The organism is Streptomyces sp. GD-15H (assembly GCF_045291515.1).
Classification (GTDB): Bacteria; Actinomycetota; Actinomycetes; order Streptomycetales; family Streptomycetaceae; genus Streptomyces.
In genome coordinates this window covers 6,808,315-6,829,330 of sequence record NZ_CP149447.1, presented here as the reverse complement: position 1 = coordinate 6,829,330, position 21,016 = coordinate 6,808,315, and the positions used below count along the sequence as shown (strand labels likewise).

The window sequence follows — 21,016 nt, the reverse complement described above, 5'->3', positions numbered from 1 at the left end:
GGCGCCTCCCACTTCCCGACTCACGGAAGTGGGAGGCGCCCTCGGTGTGTGTACGCCCGGTCGGGGCTCTGCGGCGTCAGCCGCTCACGCCACGTCCCAGCTCCCACAGCTGGAGCAGGGAGGAGGAGTTGACCAGGTAAGCGGTGCCGGTGACGTCGTCACGTGCGGCGATGTACTGCTTGCCCTGCCACAGGGGCAGCACGGGCACGTCCTCCGCGACGATGTCCTGGATGGCGTTCAGGCTGTCGGCCGCGGAGAGGCGGTCGGCCTGACGACGGGACTTCGGGATGAGTTCCTTACGGATCTCTTTGTTGGCGTACGACGAGTTGAGGAAGTTGTCCTCGTCCAGGAACGGCGCGAGGAACGCGTCGGCGTCCGGGTAGTCGGGGAACCAACCCATGCCGTAGACGTCGAACTTGCCCTTCTGGCCGTCCGGCCGGAAGGTGTCCCAGGCCGCGCCCTTGATGTCGGTCTGGAACAGGCCGCTGTCGTTGAGTTGCTTGCTGAGCTGCTCGAACTCCGCCTTGGTCGCGGGACCGTAGTGGTCGGTCGTGTAGTGCATCGTCATCTTCACCGGGGTGGCGATACCGGCCTTCTCCAGCAGTCGGCGGGCCTTGGAGACGTCGGGGTCGCCGTACTTGTTGAAGAACGCGTTGGAGTGACCGGTGACGGTCGCGGGGACCAGCGAGTACAGCGGCTCGGCCTGGGAGCCGTAGACCTTGGCGACCAGCTCGCTGCGGTTGATGATCTGGGCCATGGCCTGGCGGACGGCCTTGGTCTCCACGCTGGGGGCCTCGATGTTGAAGGCCAGGTAGCGGATCTCCAGGCCCGGCGACTCGACGAGGTCGATGGTGCCCTCGTTGGCGTTGCCGAGTCCCCGGATCTGGTCCGGCGACATGCTCCGGGTCATGACGTGGATGTCCTCGTTCTCGAGTGCCTCGCCCATGGCTTCGGCGCTCTCGAAGGAGACCATCTCGACCTTTTCGTTGCCCACTTCCAAGGACCCCTTGTAGGAGGGGTTCTTGGCGAAGGTGGCGCGGACCAGTTCGCCTTCCTCGACCTCGGTCTCGAAGGTGTACGGGCCGGATCCGTCGACGTCGAAACCTGCGCGCAGTTTGTCCTTGTCGTACTTCTCCTCGCTGAGGATGCCCGCGACCGGGGTCGCCAGCTTGTAGGGGAAGGTGGCGTCGGACGACTTGAGGTGGAAGATCACCTCGCGGTCACCCTTCGTCTCGACGGTGTCGATCGTGGACAGCAGCGCGAACACGCCACTGTCGGCCTGGATCGAGAGAGCGCGCTCGATGGAGAACTTCACATCGGCGGCGGTGAGGGGCGTGCCGTCCGAGAACTTCAGGCCCTCGCGCAGGGTGCAGCTGTACCGCTCGTTGCCGGAGTCGGTGAAACCGCAGCTCTCCGCGGCCTCGGGCACCGGCTCGCCGTCGCCACGCGGCTGGATCAGCAGGGTCTGCACCGTCTGGCGCAGGATGTTCCAGGTGTCGACACCGTAGGCGTACGCCGGGTCGACCGGCGCGGGCTCCTCCTTCGAGACGATGAACCGGTCCGTGGTGCCCACGGCGATCGCGTCGCCGCCGCTCCCGCCACCGGTATCGCCACAGCCGGCGAGTACCGGCGCGAGCAGACCGATCGCGGTCGCCAGCACCAAAGTCTTGCGGTTCATGCTCGAGTTTCTCCAGAGCTGTCGACTCCGTGTATGCGGCATACAGGGGGTGTTGCTGCCGGCCACGGGGATGGGGGCGATGTTCTCGCGATGACATTAGTCCGCGCCCGCAGGAAGGTTCGCAGCGTCCGGAGTTGAGCTTCCCTCACGCAGCGGAACCGGGTGTGAACGCACCGGCGAACGTGGACGGAGCAGGATTGGGGCAGCGTTCCACCAACCAGGACACAAGGGAACGCGAATGACCTCAGAAATGGGGCGGACACCACATGCCGCCCCCCTGCCGACCCGTCAAAAGGTGGTGAACCTCACACAGAAAACCGGGTCGGCGGTACCGGAACTCAACAGCCGGTAGCGATCCGAATTCCTTCGGACACACCCCGCCGACCAGAACGCGGGCCCCGGGAAATTCCGATCCCTCAGCCCGCTCCACGCGGGGTGAACGCCTAGCGCATTTCTGTCATCAGCCCGCGCAGAAAGGTCAGGTCGACCGCTTCCAGTGACGGTACGACGGTCCGCCGGGCGGCCGGCATGATGGGGGCCACGGAGGGCACCGCCACGACCTGGCAGCCTGCGGCCTCGGCGGCGGCCACGCCGGTCGCCGTGTCCTCGACGACGGCACACCGCACGGGGTCCACGCCGAGACCGAGGGCTGCGGCCAGGTACGGGTCGGGGTGCGGTTTGGTGCGCGGGACCTCGTCACCGGCGACCGACAGCGAGAAGTGGTGGGCGCCCAGCGAGGTCAGTACCCGGTCGATGATGCGCCGGTGCGAGGCGGAGACCAAGGCCGTGGGAATGCCGTACTCGGACAGCTCGGCGAGCAGCCGGGCGGCACCGGGCATCAGCGGCAGAGCATGGGAGATACGGTCCTCGAAGCCGTCGTTGAGCAGTACCGTCAGTTCGGCCAGGGGGATGTCGGCCCCGGTCGCCTCGATGAGGAAGCCCGCGCTGCGGGTCATGGGGCCGCCGACCACGACGTGGCGCCACGAGTCGTCGAGGGCGTGGCCGAGGGAGGCGAACACCTCGACCTCGACGTCCCACCAGAAGCCCTCGGTGTCGACCAGGGTGCCGTCCATGTCCAGGAATACGGCCTGCAGGGGGAGCCTCCGGCCGGGGAGGAGTAGTCGAGGACTTGCGGGAGAGAGCCGAGCGCGGGAACCGGGACCGTACTGGTCATCCACGTACCTCCTTCAAGGGACGATCAGGCCGGTTCCCCTAAGGGGAACCGGCCTGTGCTGGACCGACCAGTGTACGTCGTGCGCGACGCAGCCGCTTCTTGTGCCCCGCGAGTCCGGGCAATCAGCGGGCGTTGAAGTACTTGGCCTCCGGGTGGTGGATCACGATGGCGTCCGTGGACTGCTCGGGGTGCAGCTGGAACTCCTCGGACAGGTGGACTCCGATGCGCTCCGGCTGGAGCATCTCCGCGATCTTGGCACGGTCCTCCAGATCGGGGCAGGCGCCGTACCCGAGGGAGAAGCGTGCGCCCCGGTACTTCAGGGCGAACATGTCCTCCATCGCGGCCGGATCCTCACCGGAGAACCCGAGCTCGGAGCGCACGCGCGCGTGCCAGTACTCGGCGAGCGCCTCGGCCAGCTGCACGGACAGCCCGTGCAGCTCGAGGTAGTCGCGGTAGGCGTTGGCCTCGAACATCCGCGCGGTCTCCTCGCCGATGCGGGAGCCTACGGTGACGACCTGGAAGCCGACGACATCCGTCTCCCCGGACTCCTCCGGGCGGAAGAAGTCGGCCAGGCACAGGCGCCTGCCGCGGCGCTGGCGCGGGAAGGTGAAGCGGGTGCGTTCGTTGCCCGCGTCGTCCAGGACGATCAGGTCGTCGTCCTTGGAGACGCACGGGAAGTAGCCGTGCACGACGGCCGACTCCAGCAGGTTGTCCGTCTGGAGCCGGTCCAGCAGGCCGCGCAGCCTGGGCAGGCCCTCGGTCTCCACCAGCTCCTCGTACGTCGGCCCGTCGCCCGTGCGGGCCTGCTTCAGACCCCACTGGCCCTTGAACAGGGCGCCCTCGTCGAGCCAGCTCGCGTACTCCTTGAGCTGGATGCCCTTGACCACCCGGGTGCCCCAGAACGGCGGCTCGGGGATCGGGTTGTCGGTGGCGACGTCCGAGCGGACATGCCCGGCCTCGGGGCGTTCGTCGATCTCCACGGTGGCCGCGCGGACCCGGCGCTGCCGCAGCTCGGGGAGCTTGGCGCCGGGCACACCGCGCTTGATGCCGATGAGGGCGTCCATCAGGCGCAGGCCCTCGAAGGCGTCGCGGGCGTAGCGGACCTCGCCCTGGTAGATCTCGTGCAGGTCCTGCTCGACGTAGGCGCGGGTCAGGGCGGCGCCGCCCAGGATGACCGGGTAGTCGGCGGCCAGGCCGCGCTGGTTGAGCTCCTCCAGGTTCTCCTTCATGATCACCGTGGACTTCACCAGCAGCCCGGACATGCCGATGACGTCGGCCCGGTGCTCGCCGGCGGCGTCCACGATCGCCGAGACCGGCTGCTTGATGCCGAGGTTGACCACGTTGTAGCCGTTGTTCGTCAGGATGATGTCGACCAGGTTCTTGCCGATGTCGTGCACGTCGCCGCGGACCGTGGCCAGGACGATGGTGCCCTTGCCCACGTCCTCGCCGTCCTCGACCTTCTCCATGTGCGGTTCGAGGTGGGCGACGGCCGCCTTCATCACCTCGGCGGACTGGAGCACGAACGGCAGCTGCATCTGGCCCGAGCCGAACAGCTCGCCGACCACCTTCATGCCGTCCAGCAGCGTGTCGTTGACGATGTCGAGGGCCTTGCGGGTCTCGAGTGCCTGGTCGAGGTCGGTCTCCAGGCCGTTGCGCTCACCGTCGATGATCCGCTGCTTGAGGCGCTCGTCCAGGGGCAGCGCGGCCAGTTCCTCGGCCTTGCCGGCCTTCAGGGACTTGGCGGTGGCTCCCTCGAAGAGCTGCATCAGCTTCTGCAGCGGGTCGTAGCCCTCGCGGCGCCGGTCGTGGATCAGGTCGAGGGCGGTGGTCACCTCCTCCTCGCTGAAGCGGGCGATGGGCAGGATCTTCGACGCGTGCACGATCGCCGAGTCCAGCCCCGCCTTGACGCACTCGTCCAGGAAGACGGAGTTGAGCAGGATGCGGGCGGCCGGGTTGAGGCCGAAGGAGATGTTGGACAGTCCCAGAGTGGTCTGCACCTTGGGGTGGCGCCGCTTCAGTTCGCGGATGCCCTCGATGGTGGCGAGGCCGTCCTTGCGGGACTCCTCCTGGCCGGTGCAGATGGTGAAGGTGAGGCAGTCGATGAGGATGTCCTCCTCGTGGATGCCCCAGTTCCCGGTCAGATCGGCGATGAGGCGTTCGGCGATCTCGACCTTCTTCTCGGCGGTGCGGGCCTGGCCCACCTCGTCGATGGTGAGCGCGATCAGCGCGGCGCCGTGCTCCTGGGCCAGCTGCGCGACGCGCGCGAAGCGGGACTCGGGGCCGTCGCCGTCCTCGTAGTTCACCGAGTTGATGACCGCCCGGCCGCCGAGCTTCTCCAGACCGGCCTGGATGACGGGGACCTCGGTGGAATCCAGCACGATCGGCAGGGTGGAGGCGGTGGCGAACCGGCCGGCCAGTTCCTCCATGTCGGCGACGCCGTCGCGGCCGACGTAGTCGACGCAGAGGTCGAGCATGTGCGCGCCCTCGCGGATCTGTTCGCGGGCGAGTTCCACGCAGTCGTCCCAGCGGCCCTCGAGCATGGCCTCACGGAACTTCTTGGAGCCGTTGGCGTTGGTGCGTTCGCCGATCGCGAGGTAAGAGGTGTCCTGGCGGAAGGGCACGCTCTGGTAGAGGGAGGCGGCGCCCGGTTCCGGCTGGGGGGTCCGCTCGGGCGGGGTGACGCCCCGCAGGCGCTCCACCAGCAGGCGCAGGTGCTCCGGGGTGGTGCCGCAGCAGCCGCCGACCAGGGACAGGCCGTAGTCGCGGACGAAGGTGTCCTGGGCGTCGGCCAGGCCCTCGGGGTCGAGCGGGAAGTGGGCTCCGTCCTTGGTGAGGATCGGCAGGCCGGCGTTGGGCATGCACAGCAGGGGAATGCGCGAGTGCCGGGTGAGGTAGCGCAGGTGCTCGCTCATCTCGGCGGGGCCCGTCGAGCAGTTCAGGCCGATCATGTCGATGCCGAGCGGCTCCAGCGCGGTCAGCGCGGCGCCGATCTCGGAGCCGAGGAGCATGGTGCCGGTGGTCTCGAACGCCATCGAGGCCAGCAGCGGCACCTCCACGCCGGTCGCCTCCATGGCGCGGCGGGCGCCGAGGACGGACGCCTTGGTCTGGAGGAGGTCCTGCGTGGTCTCCACGATGAGCGCGTCCGCACCGCCCGCGAGGAGGCCCTCGGTGTTGGCCTGGTAGCCGTCGCGGATCGTGCCGTAGGTGATGTGGCCGAGGGTCGGCAGCTTGGTGCCGGGGCCGATCGAGCCGAGTACCCAGCGGGTGCGGCCGTCGCGCGCGGTGTGCTCGTCGGCAACCTCGCGGGCGATGCGGGCACCCGCCTCGGAGAGCTCGTGCACGCGGTGGGCGATGTCGTACTCGGACGCGGCGCTGTGGTTGGCCCCGAAGGTGTTGGTCTCGACGCAGTCGACACCGACGTCGAAGTACGCGGAGTGGACCGAACGGACGATGTCCGGGCGGGTCAGGTTCAGGATCTCGTTGCAGCCCTCGAGGTTCTCGAAGTCTTCGAGTGTGGGGTCCTGTGCCTGGAGCATGGTGCCCATCGCTCCGTCGGCGACCACCACTCGGGTGGCGAGCGCCTCTCGGAGGGCGGACACACGGTTCCGGCTGTCGGCGGAAGGGGTCAGCGGCAACGAGGCCATGTATGGGGCTCCCTCAGGTGCGACGGCTGTCGGCTTTGCGGCTGTCCGGAAAGCACCCTCATGGCGCTCCCGGGCAGGGGCACGCCGCCAGGGTATCGGGGACCGCGCCCCGATGTTCAAGACGTCCACTGGCCGGACGAGGATGGCCGGGTCCCGGCGTGCCGCGTACGGGTGACGCGGCGGATGGCGGCGGACCGTTGGCGGCAGGTCGGCATCGAGCGGTAGTGTTCGGCATTGCCGAACACTGGCAGCGACCGCGCGGCGCGACGGTCGAAGGGGACGGAGGCAGCACGGCGATGGCACGGAACATCCAGTCGCTCGAACGGGCGGCGGCGATGCTGCGCCTGCTGGCGGGCGGCGAGCGGCGGCTCGGCCTGTCGGACATCGCCTCGTCCCTGGGCCTCGCCAAGGGCACCGCCCACGGCATCCTGCGCACCCTTCAGCACGAGGGCTTCGTCGAGCAGGACGACGCCTCCGGGCGCTACCAGCTGGGCGCCGAGCTGCTGCGCCTGGGCACCACGTACCTCGACGTGCACGAGCTGCGGGCACGCGCCCTGGTGTGGACGGACGACCTGGCCCGCTCCAGCGGCGAGAGCGTCTATCTCGGCGTGCTGCACCAGCAGGGCGTGCTGATCGTGCACCACGTGTTCCGCCCCGACGACAGCCGGCAGGTCCTGGAGATAGGGGCCATGCAGCCGCTGCACTCCACGGCCCTGGGCAAGGTGCTGGCGGCCTACGACCCGGTGGCGCACAGCGAGGCACTGGAAGCCGACCGCGAGGCGTTCACCGCCCGCACGGTGTGCGAGCCGGAGGCCCTCGAGCACATCCTCGACCTCACGCGCGCGCGGGGGTACGCGGCGGACGTCGAGGAGACCTGGGAGGGCGTGGCCTCGATCGCGGCCCCCGTCCACGACCGGCGGCGGATGCCGGTCGGCGCGGTCGGCGTCACGGGCGCGGTGGAGCGGCTGCGACAGGGCGGCGAGCTGCGTCCGGAGCTGATCGCGGCGGTGCGCGACTGCGCCCGCGCGGTGTCGCGGGACCTGGGCGCCCGGCGGTTCTGAGCAGGGTCCGGGCGGGCACGGACAAATCCTGACAGGCACTGACAGGCACTGACAGGCACTGACAGGACGAACACACTCCGAAGAGCGGACCGGGACGCCGCACGGCGTCCCGGCCGTCGCCGCACCCGAGGTCGGGCGAACCGGTCGGATACCGGCAGATCTGCGGTGGAGATCAACAACTCTGCGCAATAAACAACGATCACACTTTCGACAACCAAACCCTTGACGTGTGCATGAAGCGGAGAAAGACTCCCGTCCATCGGTCGGCATTGTCGAACACCTACCGGCAATACGCGCTAGGGTGTGACAACGCCAAGGGCCGGCATCGCTCTCATCCCTGAGGGCGCCAATCCCCGGAGGGACCCGGGGGTCGGCTTCCCTGGACGAAGGACAAAGGAGTCGCGGGTGTCCAGCTCCGACATCTTCATCGGCGAGACCCTCGGTACCGCCATACTCATCCTGCTCGGCGGTGGCGTCTGCGCCGCCGTGACGCTGAAGGCCTCGAAGGCCCGTAACGCCGGCTGGCTCGCCATCGCCTTCGGGTGGGGCTTCGCCGTCATGACGGCGGTGTACATCGCGGGGCCGCTCTCCGGCGCCCACCTCAACCCGGCCGTGACCGTGGCTCTCGCCATCAAGGACGGCGAGTGGGGCAACGTTCCGGTCTACTTCGCCGGAGAGTTCCTCGGCGCGATGATCGGCGCGGCGCTGGTCTGGGTGGCGTACTACGGACAGTTCCAGGCCCACCTGACCGACAAGGAGATCGTCGGCGGTCCGGGCGCTCAGGCCACCGCGGCCAAGGCCGTGGAGGCGCGGGAGAAGGGCGCCGGCCCTGTGCTCGGCATTTTCTCCACCGGTCCGGAGATCCGGAACGCGGTGCAGAACCTCGCCACGGAAATCATCGGCACCATGGTGCTGCTGCTCGCCGTGCTCACCCAGGGCCTGAACGCCGAGGGCAACGGCCTCGGGGTGCTGGGCGGCCTGATCACGGCGCTCGTGGTGGTCGCCATCGGTCTGTCCCTCGGCGGCCCGACCGGCTACGCGATCAACCCGGCCCGTGACCTCGGTCCGCGCCTCGTGCACGCCCTGCTGCCGCTGCCCAACAAGGGCGGCTCCGACTGGTCCTACGCCTGGGTTCCGGTCGTCGGTCCGCTGATCGGCGGCGCCCTCGCGGCAGGCTTCTACAACGTCGCCCTCGCCTGAGGGCGACCCGGCCGCCGCCGCACCCCGAGTCTTGTGGAAGCGCCGTACGTACAGCCCCTCAACCAAGGAACCTCCAGGAGCACACAGTGACCGACGACCAGACCGCCGGCATCACCTCCCACGGCCACGGCCCGTTCATCGCCGCCATCGACCAGGGCACGACCTCCTCCCGCTGCATCGTCTTCGACCGCGACGGCCGCATCATCGCCGTCGACCAGAAGGAACACGAGCAGATCTTCCCCAAGCCGGGCTGGGTCGAACACAATGCCACCGAGATCTGGACCAACGTCCAGGAGGTCGTCGCCGGTGCCATCGAGAAGGCCGGCATCACCCGGGACGACATCAGGGCGATCGGCATCACCAATCAGCGCGAGACCACCGTCCTGTGGGACAGGAACACCGGTGAGCCCGTCCACAACGCCATCGTCTGGCAGGACACCCGCACCGACGCCCTGTGCCGCGAGCTCGGCCGCAACGTCGGCCAGGACCGCTTCCGCCGCGAGACCGGTCTCCCCCTCGCCTCCTACTTCGCCGGCCCCAAGGCCCGCTGGCTGCTCGACAACGTCGACGGTCTCAAGGAGCGCGCCGAGGCGGGCGACATCCTCTTCGGCACCATGGACACCTGGGTCATCTGGAACCTGACCGGTGGTACGGACGGCGGCCACCACGTCACCGACGTCACCAACGCGTCCCGCACGATGCTGATGAACCTGCACACCATGCAGTGGGACGAGAGGATCGCCGAGTCCATCGGCGTCCCGACGGCGATACTGCCCGAGATCCGCTCCTCCTCCGAGGTCTACGGCGAGATCAAGGGCGGCAGCCTGGGCGACCTGCTCGGCGGCATACCGGTCGCCTCCGCACTCGGCGACCAGCAGGCCGCCCTGTTCGGCCAGACCTGTTTCGCCGAGGGCGAGACCAAGTCGACGTACGGCACCGGCACCTTCATGGTGATGAACACCGGTGACAAGATCATCAACTCCTACAGCGGCCTGCTGACCACCGTCGGCTACCAGATCGGCGACCAGAAGCCGGTCTACGCCCTGGAGGGCTCCATCGCGGTCACCGGTTCGCTGGTGCAGTGGATGCGTGACCAGATGGGCCTGATCTCCACCGCCGCCGAGATCGAGACGCTCGCACTCTCGGTCGAGGACAACGGCGGCGCCTACTTCGTGCCGGCCTTCTCCGGTCTGTTCGCCCCGTACTGGCGCTCCGACGCCCGCGGTGTGATCGCGGGCCTGACCCGGTACGTCACCAAGGCGCACCTCGCGCGCGCCGTCCTGGAGGCCACCGCCTGGCAGACCCGGGAGATCGCCGACGCCATGACGAAGGACTCCGGCGTCGAGCTGACCGCCCTCAAGGTCGACGGCGGCATGACCTCCAACAACCTGCTGATGCAGACCCTCTCGGACTTCCTGGACGCGCCCGTGGTGCGCCCCATGGTCGCCGAGACCACCTGCCTCGGCGCCGCCTACGCCGCCGGCCTCGCCGTCGGCTTCTGGAACAACACCGACGACCTGCGCGCCAACTGGCGACGGGCCGCCGAGTGGACCCCCCGCATGGACGCGGAGATCCGCGACCGTGAGTACAAGAGCTGGCTCAAGGCCGTCGAGCGGACCATGGGCTGGCTCGCCGACGAAGACTGACACAGCCCGACGAGGAGCAAGAACCCGACATGACCACTCAGTCCACCCTGCAGTCCGTGCCTGCCCTGGGGACGCGCCCGACTTCCTGCTCGAACCCGAGCCGGGCCGAGACCCGGGAGCAGCTCGCCAAGGCGTCGTACGACCTTCTCGTGATCGGCGGGGGCATCCTGGGCATCTCCATCGCCTGGCACGCCGCGCAGTCCGGCCTCAGGGTGGCACTGGTGGACGCCGGCGACTTCGCCGGCGCCACCTCCTCCGCCTCCTCCAAGCTCCTCCACGGCGGTCTGCGCTATCTGCAGACCGGCGCGGTGAAGCTGGTGGCGGAGAACCACTTCGAGCGCCGTGCGGTCTCCCGCCAGGTGGCCCCCCACCTGGCGAACCCGCTCACGTTCTACCTCCCCGTGTACAAGGGCGGGCCGCACGGCGCGGCGAAGCTCGGCGCCGGTGTCCTCGCGTACTCGGCGCTCTCGGCGTTCGGCGACGGCGTGGGCCATCTGCTCTCCCCGGCCAAGGCCGCGCGGGATGTGCCGGAGCTGCGCACCGACAACCTCAAGGCCGTGGCCGTGTACGGCGACGACCAGATGAACGACGCGCGGATGGCGCTGATGACGGTCCGCGCGGCGGCCGAGTCGGGCGCGGTCGTCCTCAACCACGCCGAGGTGGCGGGCCTGCGGTTCACCAGGGGCCGGGTGACCGGTGCCGAGCTGCGCGACCGGCTGTCGGGCGACGAGTTCGGCGTCGACGCCCGTCTCGTGCTGAACGCGACCGGGCCGTGGGTCGATCACCTGCGCCGGATGGAGGACCCGAACGCGGCACCGTCCATCCGGCTGTCGAAGGGCGCGCACCTGGTCCTGAAGCGGACCTCCCCGTGGAAGGCCGCCCTGGCCACGCCGATCGACAAGTACCGCATCACCTTCGCCCTCCCCTGGGAGGACATGCTGCTGCTCGGCACGACCGACGAGGAGTTCGAGGGCGATCCGGCGGATGTCGCGGTCACCGACAAGGACACCGCCCAGATACTCGACGAGGCCGCGTTCTCCCTCCGCGACCAGCAGCTGGACCGCGATCTGATCACGTACTCGTTCGCGGGCCTGAGGGTGCTGCCGGGCGGCCCCGGGGACACGTCGAAGGCCAAGCGGGAGACGGTCGTCAGCGAGGGCCGCGGCGGGATGCTGTCCGTCGCGGGCGGCAAGTGGACCACCTTCCGTCACATCGGCCGTACGGTGATGCGCAAGCTCCAGGAGCTGCCGGGCCACCCGCTGGGCGACGACTTCGAGCCGGTCGCCTCGCTGCCGAGGAAGCTGCCGCTTCCCGGTGTGGCCAATCCGCGCGCGGTCGCCCACCGGCTGCTGGTCGACCACCCGGCACCCGGCCCGCGGATGGCGGCGGACACCGCCCGGCACCTGGCGACCCACTACGGTTCGCTGGCCTTCGACATCGCCCGGCTGGCCAACGACGACCCGCGGCTGGCCCGGCGCGTCCACCCGGACGCCCCGGAGATCTGGGCGCAGGTCGTCTGGGCCCGGGACCACGAGTGGGCCGAGACGGCGGACGACGTGCTCCGCCGCCGCACGACCCTGACGATCCGGGGGCTGGCCACGGGCGAGGTCCGCGCCGAGGTCCAGGACCTGCTCGACAAGAAGTAGGGGCAGGGCGCGTGCGGCCGGCTCGTCCGCACGGGAGCCGACGCCGGGAAGGGGCGGCTCCGCGCCGACGGAGCCGCCCCTTCCGTTTTCGCCCCGCGTCCGGCGGCGCCCTCCACGCGCTCCTGTACGGACGGTCGCGGCTCTCCTCGAAGGCCCCGCACAGTGGCCCGGACACATCGGACGTCTGGTCCGCAAAGGGAGGCCGGGACGGCAGTCACCGACGAGGCGATCGAGAAGATCAAGGGAATGATCGTCTCCGGTGCGCTGCGTCCCGGCGACCGGCTGCCCAAGGAGAGCGGACTCGCCGCCGGACTGGGGCTGTCGCGCAACTCCCCGCGGGAGGCGGTGCGCGCGCTGTCCCTGATCCGGATTCTGGACGTGCGGCAGGGCGGCGGCACGTATGTCACCGGTCTCGATCCCCCACTGCTGCTGGAGGCACTGAGTTTCGTCGTCGACTTCCACCGGGACGACACGGTGCTGGAGTTCCTCGCCGTACGCCGCATCCTGGAGCCGGCGGCGACGGCCGCGGCGCCCCTGATCGGCGAGCAGCAACTGGGCGAGCCGGCGGAACGGTGGGACCGGCTCGGCGACGAGCCGTCGGTGGAGGACCCGGTCGCGCCGATCCGGACTTCCACCGGGGCATCGTGCGGGGCTCCGGGAACTCCGTGCTCTGCTCCCCGCTCGACGGCCTGTCCGGCCCGGCCACCCGGACCCGCGTCCGGCGGGGGGACTGACCCAGGAGGACGCGGTCGGCCGGACCCTGCGTGAGCACCGGGCCATCCTGGCGGCCCTGCGGGACCGGGACGCGGAGGCGGCGCGGTCGTGGGCGACCGTGCGCATCGCGAGCGTGGAACAGTGGCCGCGGTCCACGCTCTGACACCCTCGCGTCCGCACTGTGAGCCGGTCGCGCTCCCGGACAGCTCGGACCACTGCGGGTGTTTCCGGGTGCCTCCCGGGGCAGTGTTCGGTCATTCCCCCTGCGAGGGGGCTGCGTACGCCCCCTCGGCACGCCGTAAGGTTGGGGCGTACGCGAGGGCACGTCGGAAGGAGGCGCTGGGTGATCGAGCTCGAGGGGGTTCCCGAGCTGATCGACCCGGTCATGGTGGCCGCGTTCGAGGGCTGGAACGACGCCGGCGACGCCGCCTCCACCGCGGTCGCGCATCTGGACAGGGAATGGAAGGGCGAGGTGTTCGCGGCGCTGGACGCCGAGGACTACTACGACTTCCAGGTGAACCGGCCCACGGTGTTCATGGACGGCGGGGTCCGCAAGGTCACCTGGCCGACGACACGGTTGTCGGTGGTCCGGGTCGGCGGCGACAAGCCACGCGATCTGGTGCTGGTCCGCGGTATCGAACCGTCCATGCGCTGGCGCTCGTTCTGCAACGAACTGCTGGGGTTCGCCCATGAACTCGGGGTGGAGATGGTGGTCGTCCTGGGCGCCCTGCTCGGTGACACCCCGCACACCCGTCCGGTCCCGATCAGCGGGACCACGTCCGATCCGGACCTGGCCCGCCGCATGGATCTGGAGGAGACCAAGTACGAGGGCCCCATGGGGATCGTCGGCATCCTCCAGGAGGCGTGCACGCACGCCGGTGTCCCGGCGGTGTCGCTGTGGGCGGCGGTCCCGCACTACGTGTCGCAGCCGCCCAACCCGAAGGCCACGCTGGCCCTGCTGAACCGGCTCGAGGACCTGATCGACGTACGCATCCCGCTGGGCGAACTGTCCGAGGACGCGCGCGCCTGGCAGGTGGGAGTGGACCAACTGGCCGCGGAGGACAGCGAGGTCGCGGAGTACGTCCAGTCGCTGGAGGAGGCCCGGGACACCGCCGAGCTGCCGGAGGCGTCGGGCGAGGCGATCGCCCGCGAGTTCGAGCGCTATCTGCGCCGCCGTGACGGTGGGTCCGGCTCGCCGCAGCCCGGTGGGCACGCCACGGCCGACGGCGCGGACGGCCCGTCGTTCCGGCGGGACGGTCCGGGCGGCCGACCCCGCTCGCCGAAGCCGCCGAAGCCGGACGCGGACGGCGAGGATTCCTCGGAGGAGTGACCGGTACGAAGGGGGCGCCCCGTCCGTGGACGGGGCGCCCCCTTCGGCCGTTCGCGCCTGTCGCGGTGTGCCGGCGGCTACAGTGCCACGCCGAGCAGGGCGTCCACCGCGCGGGAGACGATGCCCGGCGCGCCCGCGTCCGTGCCGCCGTTCCGCTCCTGGGCCACGGCCCAGCGGTCGACGGCGGCCAGGGCGGCCGGGGCGTCCAGGTCGTTGGACAGGGCCTCGCGGATCTCCTCCACGAGCGCCTCGGCGGGCGGACCGTCGGGGCGGGAGACGGCGGCCCTCCAGTGTCCGAGCCGGGTCCCGGCGTCCAGGAGGATCTGGTCCGTCCATTCCCAGTCGGCGCGGTAGTGGTGGGCGAGCAGCGCCAGCCGGATCGCCGCCGGGTCCACGCCGTCGCGCCGCAGCCGGGACACGAAGACCAGGTTGCCCTTGGACTTGGACATCTTCTGGCCGTGCAGGGCGACCATGCCGGCGTGGACGTACGCCTTGGCCATGGGGAACTCGCCGGTGAGCACCTGGGCGTGCGAGGCGCCCATCTCGTGGTGCGGGAAGGCCAGGTCGGAACCGCCGCCCTGGATGTCGAAACCCATGCCCAGATGGTCGAGGGCGATGGCCACGCACTCGATGTGCCAGCCGGGGCGGCCCCTGCCGAGCGACCCGCCGTCCCAGCTGGGTTCGCCCTCGCGGGCAGCCGACCAGAGCATCGGGTCGAGGGGGTTCTTCTTGCCCGGACGGTCCGGGTCGCCGCCGCGTTCGGCGGACAGCAGCCGCATGGCGGCCGCGTCGAGGTTCGAGACCCGCCCGAAGTGCGGGTCGGACTCCACGGAGAAGTAGACGTCGCCCTCGAGTTCGTACGCCGCGCCGAGGTCGCGCAGTCGTTCGACGAGCGGGACGAGGCCGGGTATCGCCTCCACCGCACCTATGTACTGCCGCGGCGGCAGCATCCGCAGGGCCGTCATGTCCTCGCGGAAGAGCTGGGTCTCCTGCTCGGCGAGCGCGACCCAGTCGACGCCGTCCCGCTCGGCCCGCTCCAGCAGCGGGTCGTCGATGTCGGTGACGTTCTGGACGTAATGAACCTGCCGCTTGGTGTCGAGCCACACGCGCTGCACGAGGTCGAACGCGTTGTACGTCGCGGCGTGTCCGATGTGGGTGGCGTCGTACGGGGTGATGCCGCAGACGTAGATACGGGCGACGGGGCCGGGGTCGAGCGGGGTCAGACCCCCGGTCGCGGTGTCGTGGATCCTCAGGTCGCGCCCCTGACCGGGAAGGGCGGGGACCTCGGAAGCGGGCCAGGCATGCATCCCATGAGCGTAACCGGACCGCGGTCCTCAATACGAACCGGAGCAGCCCAGACGACCGGGAAGGCACTCTCGCGCATCGCCGCCGGACGTGCCCCGGCGCGCGGGAGCCGCGCGCCGGGGCCGCGTGTGCGGGGGCGTGGAGCGGGTGGGGTGCACGGCCGGCGCTCGGGTCACACGGGTGGCCAGGGAATCGCCGGCCACCGGCCGCCGGGCTCCGGATGGGTGCCGGAGTCGAGCAGGGACGCCACACGCGCGCGCGTCGCGTCGATCTCCGCGCGGGTGATCAGCGGGGCCAGCGCGCCGGCCAGCGCGCCGTCTTCGGCGAGTGCCTTCCTGAGGACCTCGAGGACGTCGCGTGCCTCCTCGGTCAGCGGCTCCCCCGCCCAGCCCCACAGCAGGGTGCGCAGCTTGTCCTCGGCGTTGAAGGCGACCCCGTGGTCGATGCCGTAGAGCCGGCCGTCCCGCGTGGGCAGAAGGTGCCCGCCCTTGCGGTTGGCGTTGTTGATCACCGCGTCGAGGACGGCCAGCCGCCGCAGCCGTACGTCGTCGGCGTGCACGAGCAGCGCGGTGCGCCCCTCGCCCACCTCGGCGAACCCGACCGCCTTCCAGCCGGGTCCGGGCTCCTCCCCGTCCACCAGTGCGAGCAGTTCCGCCTCCGGCGTGGCCTCGATCCACAGCTGGCACATGCCCTCGCCGTGCGGCCCGTCCCGCAGCACGGTGGGCGGCACGAGCCCCCAGCCGGTCGCCTCGGAGACCTGGTACGCCGCGACCTCGCGCCCGGCGAGTGTCCCGTCGGGGAAGTCCCACAGGGGGCGCTCCCCCGCGACGGGCTTGTAGACGCAGGCGGCCTCGCGGCCCTCGTGGGTGACGGTGCAGTACAGCGCCGCGTTCGACGCCTCACGGATGCGTCCACGGACGGTCAGCTCGCCCTCGGCGAGCAGCACCGCGTCGGCGGGGTCGACGGTGGTCACACCCCGCGGCGGTATCCGTTCTGGCGCGGACATACGTGTCCTTCCGGGTCGAGGGGGAGGCTGCACAGCGGGCACGGCGGCCGTCCCGCGTTGACGACGTCGAGGGCGCGCTTGGCGAAGGCGCGGGCCTGGACGCCGGTGAGCCGGACCCGGAGCATCGGGGGCCCGTTCTCCTCGTCCTGGAGCAGTCGCTCCTCCGCCTCGGCGAGGTCCTCCTCGGACTCGGCGTCCAGTTCGACGAGTGCCTGCGCCTCGACGATCATGCACTCCTCCTCGCCGTCCCAGGCGAGGGCCATGGTGCCGACGCGGAACTCCTCCTCCACGGGGGCGTCCAGCGGGGCCGTGTCGGCGATCTCGGCCGGTGCCATGGCGGGCACCGCGGCGCTGCCCCCGCTACGGCGTACGACCTCGTCGAGCAGTTCGTCCATGCGCTCGGCGAGCGCGGCGACCTGGGTCTTCTCCAGAGCCACGCTGGTCACCCGGGAGCCGGCTGAGGCCTGGAGGAAGAACGTACGGCGCCCTGGCAGTCCGACCGTACCGGCCACGAAACGTTCCGGTTTGTCGTAGAGGAACACCTGACGGGACACGTCCTGTCTCCATTGAGAGTGGTGGGTACGGGTATCTGCGGTGCTGCTGCGACCGCTTCACCCTACTGCGGCCGACGATCACGGTGCGCCCGCACCGCCCCCGACCGGGGCGTCGTCGGCGGACGGCTCCTCGCGCGGCACCAGGGAGGCGAAGTCGCCGGTGTCGCCGAGCCTGACGAGGTAGGGGCGCAGCCGTGTGTACCGGATCGCGGTGATGGAACACGGCTCGACGGAGACCCGCTGGAAGAGGTCGAGATGAAGTCCGAGCGCGTCCGCGACGAGGGACTTGATGATGTCCCCGTGCGAGCACATGAGGTACACGGCGTCGGGGCCGTGATCGCGTTCCACACGCGCGTTCCACTCGCGCACCGCCTCGGCGGCGCGTGTCTGCATCGCGCGCATGGACTCCCCGCCGGGAAAGGCGGCCGCCGACGGATGTGACTGAACCACCTCCATGAGGGGCTCGTCCTTCAGTTCGGCGAGCTTGCGGCCGGTCCAGTCGCCGTAGTGGCACTCCCCGATGCGTTCGTCGGTGTGGGCGGTGAGGGCGGGCCGGGCACTCAGCAGTGGCTGGATCGTCTCCTGGCAGCGCTGGAGAGGGCTGGCGACGACCTCGGAGAGGGGCAGTTCGGCGAGCCGTCCGGGCAGTGCGGCGGCCTGTGCGGCCCCGCGTTCGTCCAGGGCGACGCCGGGCGACCAGCCGGCGAGCAGTCCCTCGGTGTTGGCGGTGGACCGTCCGTGCCGGACCAGGAGCAATGTGGGCATGCGGACCAGGGTAGGCGTACACGCGCGGGTGCTGTGCCCGGTGTGCTGGTGGTTGCGCTGCCGGATGTGCTGTCCGGCCGGCGAGGGGAGAGTACGTTCCGTGATCGTCGACTGTGCCGTCTACCGGGACGGGCACCGCACGGAGGGGCCCGAGGACTTCTCCGACGCCCTGGAGGACGCGCGGGCGGCGGGGGGTTTCGTCTGGATCGGGCTGCACGAGCCGACGGCGGACGAGTTCGCCCTGGTCTCGCAGGAGTTCGGCCTTCATCCGCTCGCGGTCGAGGACGCCCTCAAGGCACATCAGCGGCCCAAGCTGGAGGTGTACGACGACTCGCTGTTCATGGTCCTCAAGCCGGTCGAGTACGAGCCGGCCGGCGACACCGTCTCCACCGGCGAGGTCATGATCTTCCTGGGTGACTCGTTCGTGGTGACCGTCCGGCACGGCGAGGGCTCCCCGCTGAACGCCGTACGCAGCCGGCTGGAGCACGAACCGGAGCTGCTGGGCAACGGACCGACGTCGGTGGTGTACGCGATCGCCGACGCCGCCGTCGACCACTATCTCGTCGTGGCGACCGAGCTGCAGACCGATCTGGAGGAGCTGGAGGCGGAGGTCTTCTCACCGGAGGGCGCCGGCACGCAGCGCACCGCGTCCCGGATCTACACCTTCAAGCGGCAGATCCTGGAGTTCCGCCGGGCGACCGGGCCCCTGACGCCGCCGATGGCGCGGCTGACGGAGGCGGGCGCGTTCGGTGCGGCGGTGCCCTTCGTGTCCAAGAAGGCGCGGCCCTTCTTCCGTGACGTGCACGATCACCTCACGCGCGTGAACGAGTCCGTGGAGGGTCTGGACCGGCTGGTCTCGGACATCCTCTCGGCGCATCTGGCCCAGGTGAGCGTCCGTCAGAACGACGACATGCGGAAGATCTCCGCGTGGGCGGCCATGGCCGCGATCCCCACCATGCTCGCGGGGATCTACGGCATGAACTTCGAGCACATGCCGGAACTGCGGTGGGAGTGGTCCTATCCGGCGGTGATCCTGGTGATGGCCGCACTGGAGGTGTTCCTGTACCGGTTGTTCAAGCGGCGCGGGTGGATGTAGCGGGGCGGGTGCCTGTCCAGGGGTCAGGCGGACTCGGGCGCGGGGCCGCCCAGGGCGTTGCGGCGTTCCGGCGTCTTCAGGGAGACCATGCGGCGCCAGCCGCCCAGGCGCTCGTAGGCGTACACCGCGTGGATGCCGGCCGCCAGGAGCGTCCCTCTGGCCCGGGACCAGCCGAGGATGTCGCCCATCCGGGCCATCACCGCGAGGCTGACGTCGCGGTGGACGCGGATCTCGGTGAGCGCGCACGCGCGCAGGGTGCGCTGGATGGCGCGGCCGTGTCCGGCGTACGCGAAGCGCAGCAGTTCCTCGTGGCAGTAGGCGAGGTGGTCGTCCTCGTCGCGGGAGATCATCTTGACGGCGCGGCCGAGTTCGGGGTGGTCGGCGAAGTGCTTGCGGAGCAGTTCCATCTGCTCGGAGGCGCGCTGCTCGGTGACGCGGCTGTGCGCGAGGTAAGTGACGATGTCCTGGACGGTGAGCGGTTCGTCGCGCCTGAGCCTGTCGTGCGCCAGGCCGATGCCGTCCCGCTCGAGGAGCATGGTGTAGTCGGTCTCGGGCGGGACGGGGACCGGTCGCACACCGCGCTTCTTCATCAGGGCGTTGAAGATGCGGCCGTGCTTGTCCTCGTCGGCGCCGTGCCTGGTGATCTTGGGGGCGAGTCCGCGCCGGCTCTCGGGAACCAGGGCCGCGATCCGGGCGTTCTCCCAGCCGCCCTGCGACTCGCCGCTGGCGGCGATGGAGCAGAACAGCGCGAAGGAGTCGTCGTCGTCGAGGATCTCCTGGAACAGCCTCTTGGCCGACAGCATCTGGAGCCCCTCTCCACAGCGATTCCGCACGTTCCGCGGTTCCGTGGTCCGCGAAGAACGAGTCAATTGCGAGGAGGCGCGCACGGCAACAGGTGCGCCCGGCAACTCCGCCGAAAGGAGGACGGGCGAGGGGACGCCGGGGCGTAACCGGAGGGGACTGCCGGGCGTTGTGGTGTGTGACGGCCGTGGCGGGGAGGACCCCCGAGCCCCCGCCACGGCCGTGGAAACTTCGCAGCGGCGCCTGGCGTCCCAGGCCAGGGTCTACGCGAGGCCCGCGCGCTCCAGCGCTTCGGTGCCGGCGCGGAGGGAGGCGAGGCGCTCCTCGAGCGTGAAGCCCACGGGGGCGAGGGTGAGGGTGGTGACCCCCGCTGCCGCGTAGGCCTTCATCCGGTCCGCGATGCGGTCCACGGAGCCGAGCAGCGTCGTGGAGTCGATCAGGTCGTGCGGTACGGCCGCGGCGGCGCCCTGCTTGTCACCGGACAGGTACTTGTCCTGGATCTCGGCGGCTTCCCGCTCGTAGCCCATGCGCCCGGCGAGCTGGTTGTAGAAGTTCTGCTTGCGGCTGCCCATGCCCCCGACGTACAGCGCGGTGTAGGGGCGGAAGGTGTCGGCGAGGGCGGCGACGTCCTTGTCGTCGCCGACGGCGAGCGGGAGTGTGGGGCAGACGTCGAAGCCGTCGAGGGTCTTGCCTGCCTTCTCGCGGCCCGCCCTGAGGTGCTTGACGGCGGTGTCCTCCAGGTGGTCGGCGGAGGGGAAGATCAACAGCGCGCCGTCGGCGATCTCACCGGTCTGTTCGAGGTTCTTCGGGCCGATCGCGGCGATGTAGAGGGGGATGTGCTCGCGCTGCGGGTGCACGGTGAGCTTGAGGGGCTTGCCCGGACCACCGGGGAGGGGCAGGGTCCAGTGCTCACCCTCGTGGGAGAGACGCTCGCGCGTCATGGCCTTGCGGACGATCTCGACGTACTCGCGGGTCCGCGAGAGGGGCTTGTCGAACTTGACGCCGTACCAGCCCTCGGAGACCTGCGGGCCGGACACGCCGAGACCGAGACGGAACCGGCCGCCGGAGAGGGAGTCGAGGGTGGCGGCGGTCATCGCGGTCATCGCGGGCTGGCGGGCCGGAATCTGGAAGATGGCCGAACCCACGTCGATGCGCCGGGTCTGGGCGGCGACCCAGGTGAGCACGGTGGCCGCGTCGGAGCCGTAGGCCTCGGCGGCCCAGCAGACCGCGTATCCCAGGCGGTCGGCCTCCTGTGCCACGGCGAGGTTGTCCGAGTCCATTCCGGCACCCCAGTAGCCGAGGTTGATCCCGAGCTGCATGACCCTCTCCCCTTACCCATCAGTAACGTCGCTTGCGGTGACCTTATACCGCCGACGGCCGGGCCGGGGGTGGTGCC

General features: G+C 70.4%; 14 protein-coding genes and 2 pseudogenes. 7 read left to right on the top strand and 9 right to left on the bottom strand.

Annotated elements, in window-relative coordinates:
- Nucleotides 1-76 precede the first annotated feature (76 nt).
- From WJ438_RS32265 to metH, 3 genes and pseudogenes are all read right to left on the bottom strand, one after another.
- Nucleotides 77-1,678 (bottom strand): ABC transporter substrate-binding protein, encoded by a 1,602-nt coding sequence (locus WJ438_RS32265; protein WP_406728347.1) that lies wholly within the window; start codon nucleotides 1,676-1,678, stop codon nucleotides 77-79.
- Nucleotides 1,679-2,121: 443 nt separating this feature from the next.
- A pseudogene (locus WJ438_RS32260) lies at nucleotides 2,122-2,852 on the bottom strand (HAD family hydrolase).
- Nucleotides 2,853-2,974: 122 nt separating this feature from the next.
- Nucleotides 2,975-6,496, bottom strand: coding sequence for a methionine synthase (gene metH / locus WJ438_RS32255; protein ID WP_406728346.1), 3,522 nt, complete (start codon nucleotides 6,494-6,496; stop codon nucleotides 2,975-2,977).
- Nucleotides 6,497-6,792: 296 nt separating this feature from the next.
- On the opposite strand from metH, the gene WJ438_RS32250 reads away from it, so the two are divergent.
- The 6 genes and pseudogenes from WJ438_RS32250 (at nucleotide 6,793) to WJ438_RS32225 (ending at nucleotide 14,093) form a co-directional block, all read left to right on the top strand.
- Nucleotides 6,793-7,557 (top strand): IclR family transcriptional regulator, encoded by a 765-nt coding sequence (locus WJ438_RS32250; protein ID WP_406728345.1) that lies wholly within the window; start codon nucleotides 6,793-6,795, stop codon nucleotides 7,555-7,557.
- Between the two features lie 405 nt (nucleotides 7,558-7,962).
- Entirely contained in the window at nucleotides 7,963-8,757 is a 795-nt protein-coding gene (locus WJ438_RS32245; protein WP_406728344.1) for an MIP/aquaporin family protein, read from the top strand.
- 110 nt (nucleotides 8,758-8,867) lie between these two features.
- A complete protein-coding gene (glpK, locus tag WJ438_RS32240; RefSeq protein ID WP_406729873.1) occupies nucleotides 8,868-10,403 on the top strand; it encodes a glycerol kinase GlpK in 1,536 nt (511 codons plus the stop codon).
- A 29-nt stretch (nucleotides 10,404-10,432) separates the two neighbouring features.
- Nucleotides 10,433-12,049: a glycerol-3-phosphate dehydrogenase/oxidase gene (locus tag WJ438_RS32235; RefSeq protein ID WP_406728343.1), complete on the top strand. Its 1,617-nt coding sequence runs from the start codon at nucleotides 10,433-10,435 to the stop codon at nucleotides 12,047-12,049.
- Between the two features lie 246 nt (nucleotides 12,050-12,295).
- Nucleotides 12,296-12,926 (top strand): annotated as a pseudogene (locus WJ438_RS32230) (FadR/GntR family transcriptional regulator).
- 180 nt (nucleotides 12,927-13,106) lie between these two features.
- Nucleotides 13,107-14,093: a PAC2 family protein gene (locus WJ438_RS32225; protein WP_406728342.1), complete on the top strand. Its 987-nt coding sequence runs from the start codon at nucleotides 13,107-13,109 to the stop codon at nucleotides 14,091-14,093.
- Nucleotides 14,094-14,170: 77 nt separating this feature from the next.
- On the opposite strand, the gene mshC is transcribed toward WJ438_RS32225, so the two are convergent.
- The 4 genes from mshC to WJ438_RS32205 all read right to left on the bottom strand — a co-directional run bounded on the left by mshC (nucleotide 14,171) and on the right by WJ438_RS32205 (nucleotide 17,723).
- Entirely contained in the window at nucleotides 14,171-15,400 is a 1,230-nt protein-coding gene (gene mshC / locus WJ438_RS32220; RefSeq protein ID WP_406728341.1) for a cysteine--1-D-myo-inosityl 2-amino-2-deoxy-alpha-D-glucopyranoside ligase, read from the bottom strand.
- A gap of 170 nt (nucleotides 15,401-15,570) precedes the next feature.
- Complete coding sequence (locus WJ438_RS32215) at nucleotides 15,571-16,404, bottom strand: SCO1664 family protein (protein WP_406728340.1); 834 nt, start codon at nucleotides 16,402-16,404, stop codon at nucleotides 15,571-15,573.
- Entirely contained in the window at nucleotides 16,368-16,958 is a 591-nt protein-coding gene (locus WJ438_RS32210; protein ID WP_406728339.1) for a DUF3090 domain-containing protein, read from the bottom strand. Before WJ438_RS32210 ends, WJ438_RS32215 begins: the two co-directional genes overlap by 37 nt.
- Nucleotides 16,959-17,036: 78 nt before the next feature.
- On the bottom strand, nucleotides 17,037-17,723 hold the full coding sequence (locus WJ438_RS32205) for a histidine phosphatase family protein (protein WP_406728338.1): 687 nt from the start codon (nucleotides 17,721-17,723) through the stop codon (nucleotides 17,037-17,039).
- 100 nt (nucleotides 17,724-17,823) lie between these two features.
- Here WJ438_RS32205 and corA point away from each other — a divergent pair, with 100 nt between their 5' ends.
- On the top strand, nucleotides 17,824-18,819 hold the full coding sequence (gene corA, locus WJ438_RS32200) for a magnesium/cobalt transporter CorA (protein ID WP_406728337.1): 996 nt from the start codon (nucleotides 17,824-17,826) through the stop codon (nucleotides 18,817-18,819).
- 23 nt (nucleotides 18,820-18,842) lie between these two features.
- On the opposite strand, the gene WJ438_RS32195 is transcribed toward corA, so the two are convergent.
- Together WJ438_RS32195 and WJ438_RS32190 are read right to left on the bottom strand one after the other, a co-directional pair.
- Nucleotides 18,843-19,622, bottom strand: a complete 780-nt coding sequence (locus tag WJ438_RS32195) for a ferritin-like domain-containing protein (RefSeq protein ID WP_406728336.1) — start codon at nucleotides 19,620-19,622, stop codon at nucleotides 18,843-18,845.
- Nucleotides 19,623-19,883: 261 nt separating this feature from the next.
- Nucleotides 19,884-20,939: an LLM class F420-dependent oxidoreductase gene (locus WJ438_RS32190; RefSeq protein WP_406728335.1), complete on the bottom strand. Its 1,056-nt coding sequence runs from the start codon at nucleotides 20,937-20,939 to the stop codon at nucleotides 19,884-19,886.
- Nucleotides 20,940-21,016 lie beyond the last annotated feature (77 nt).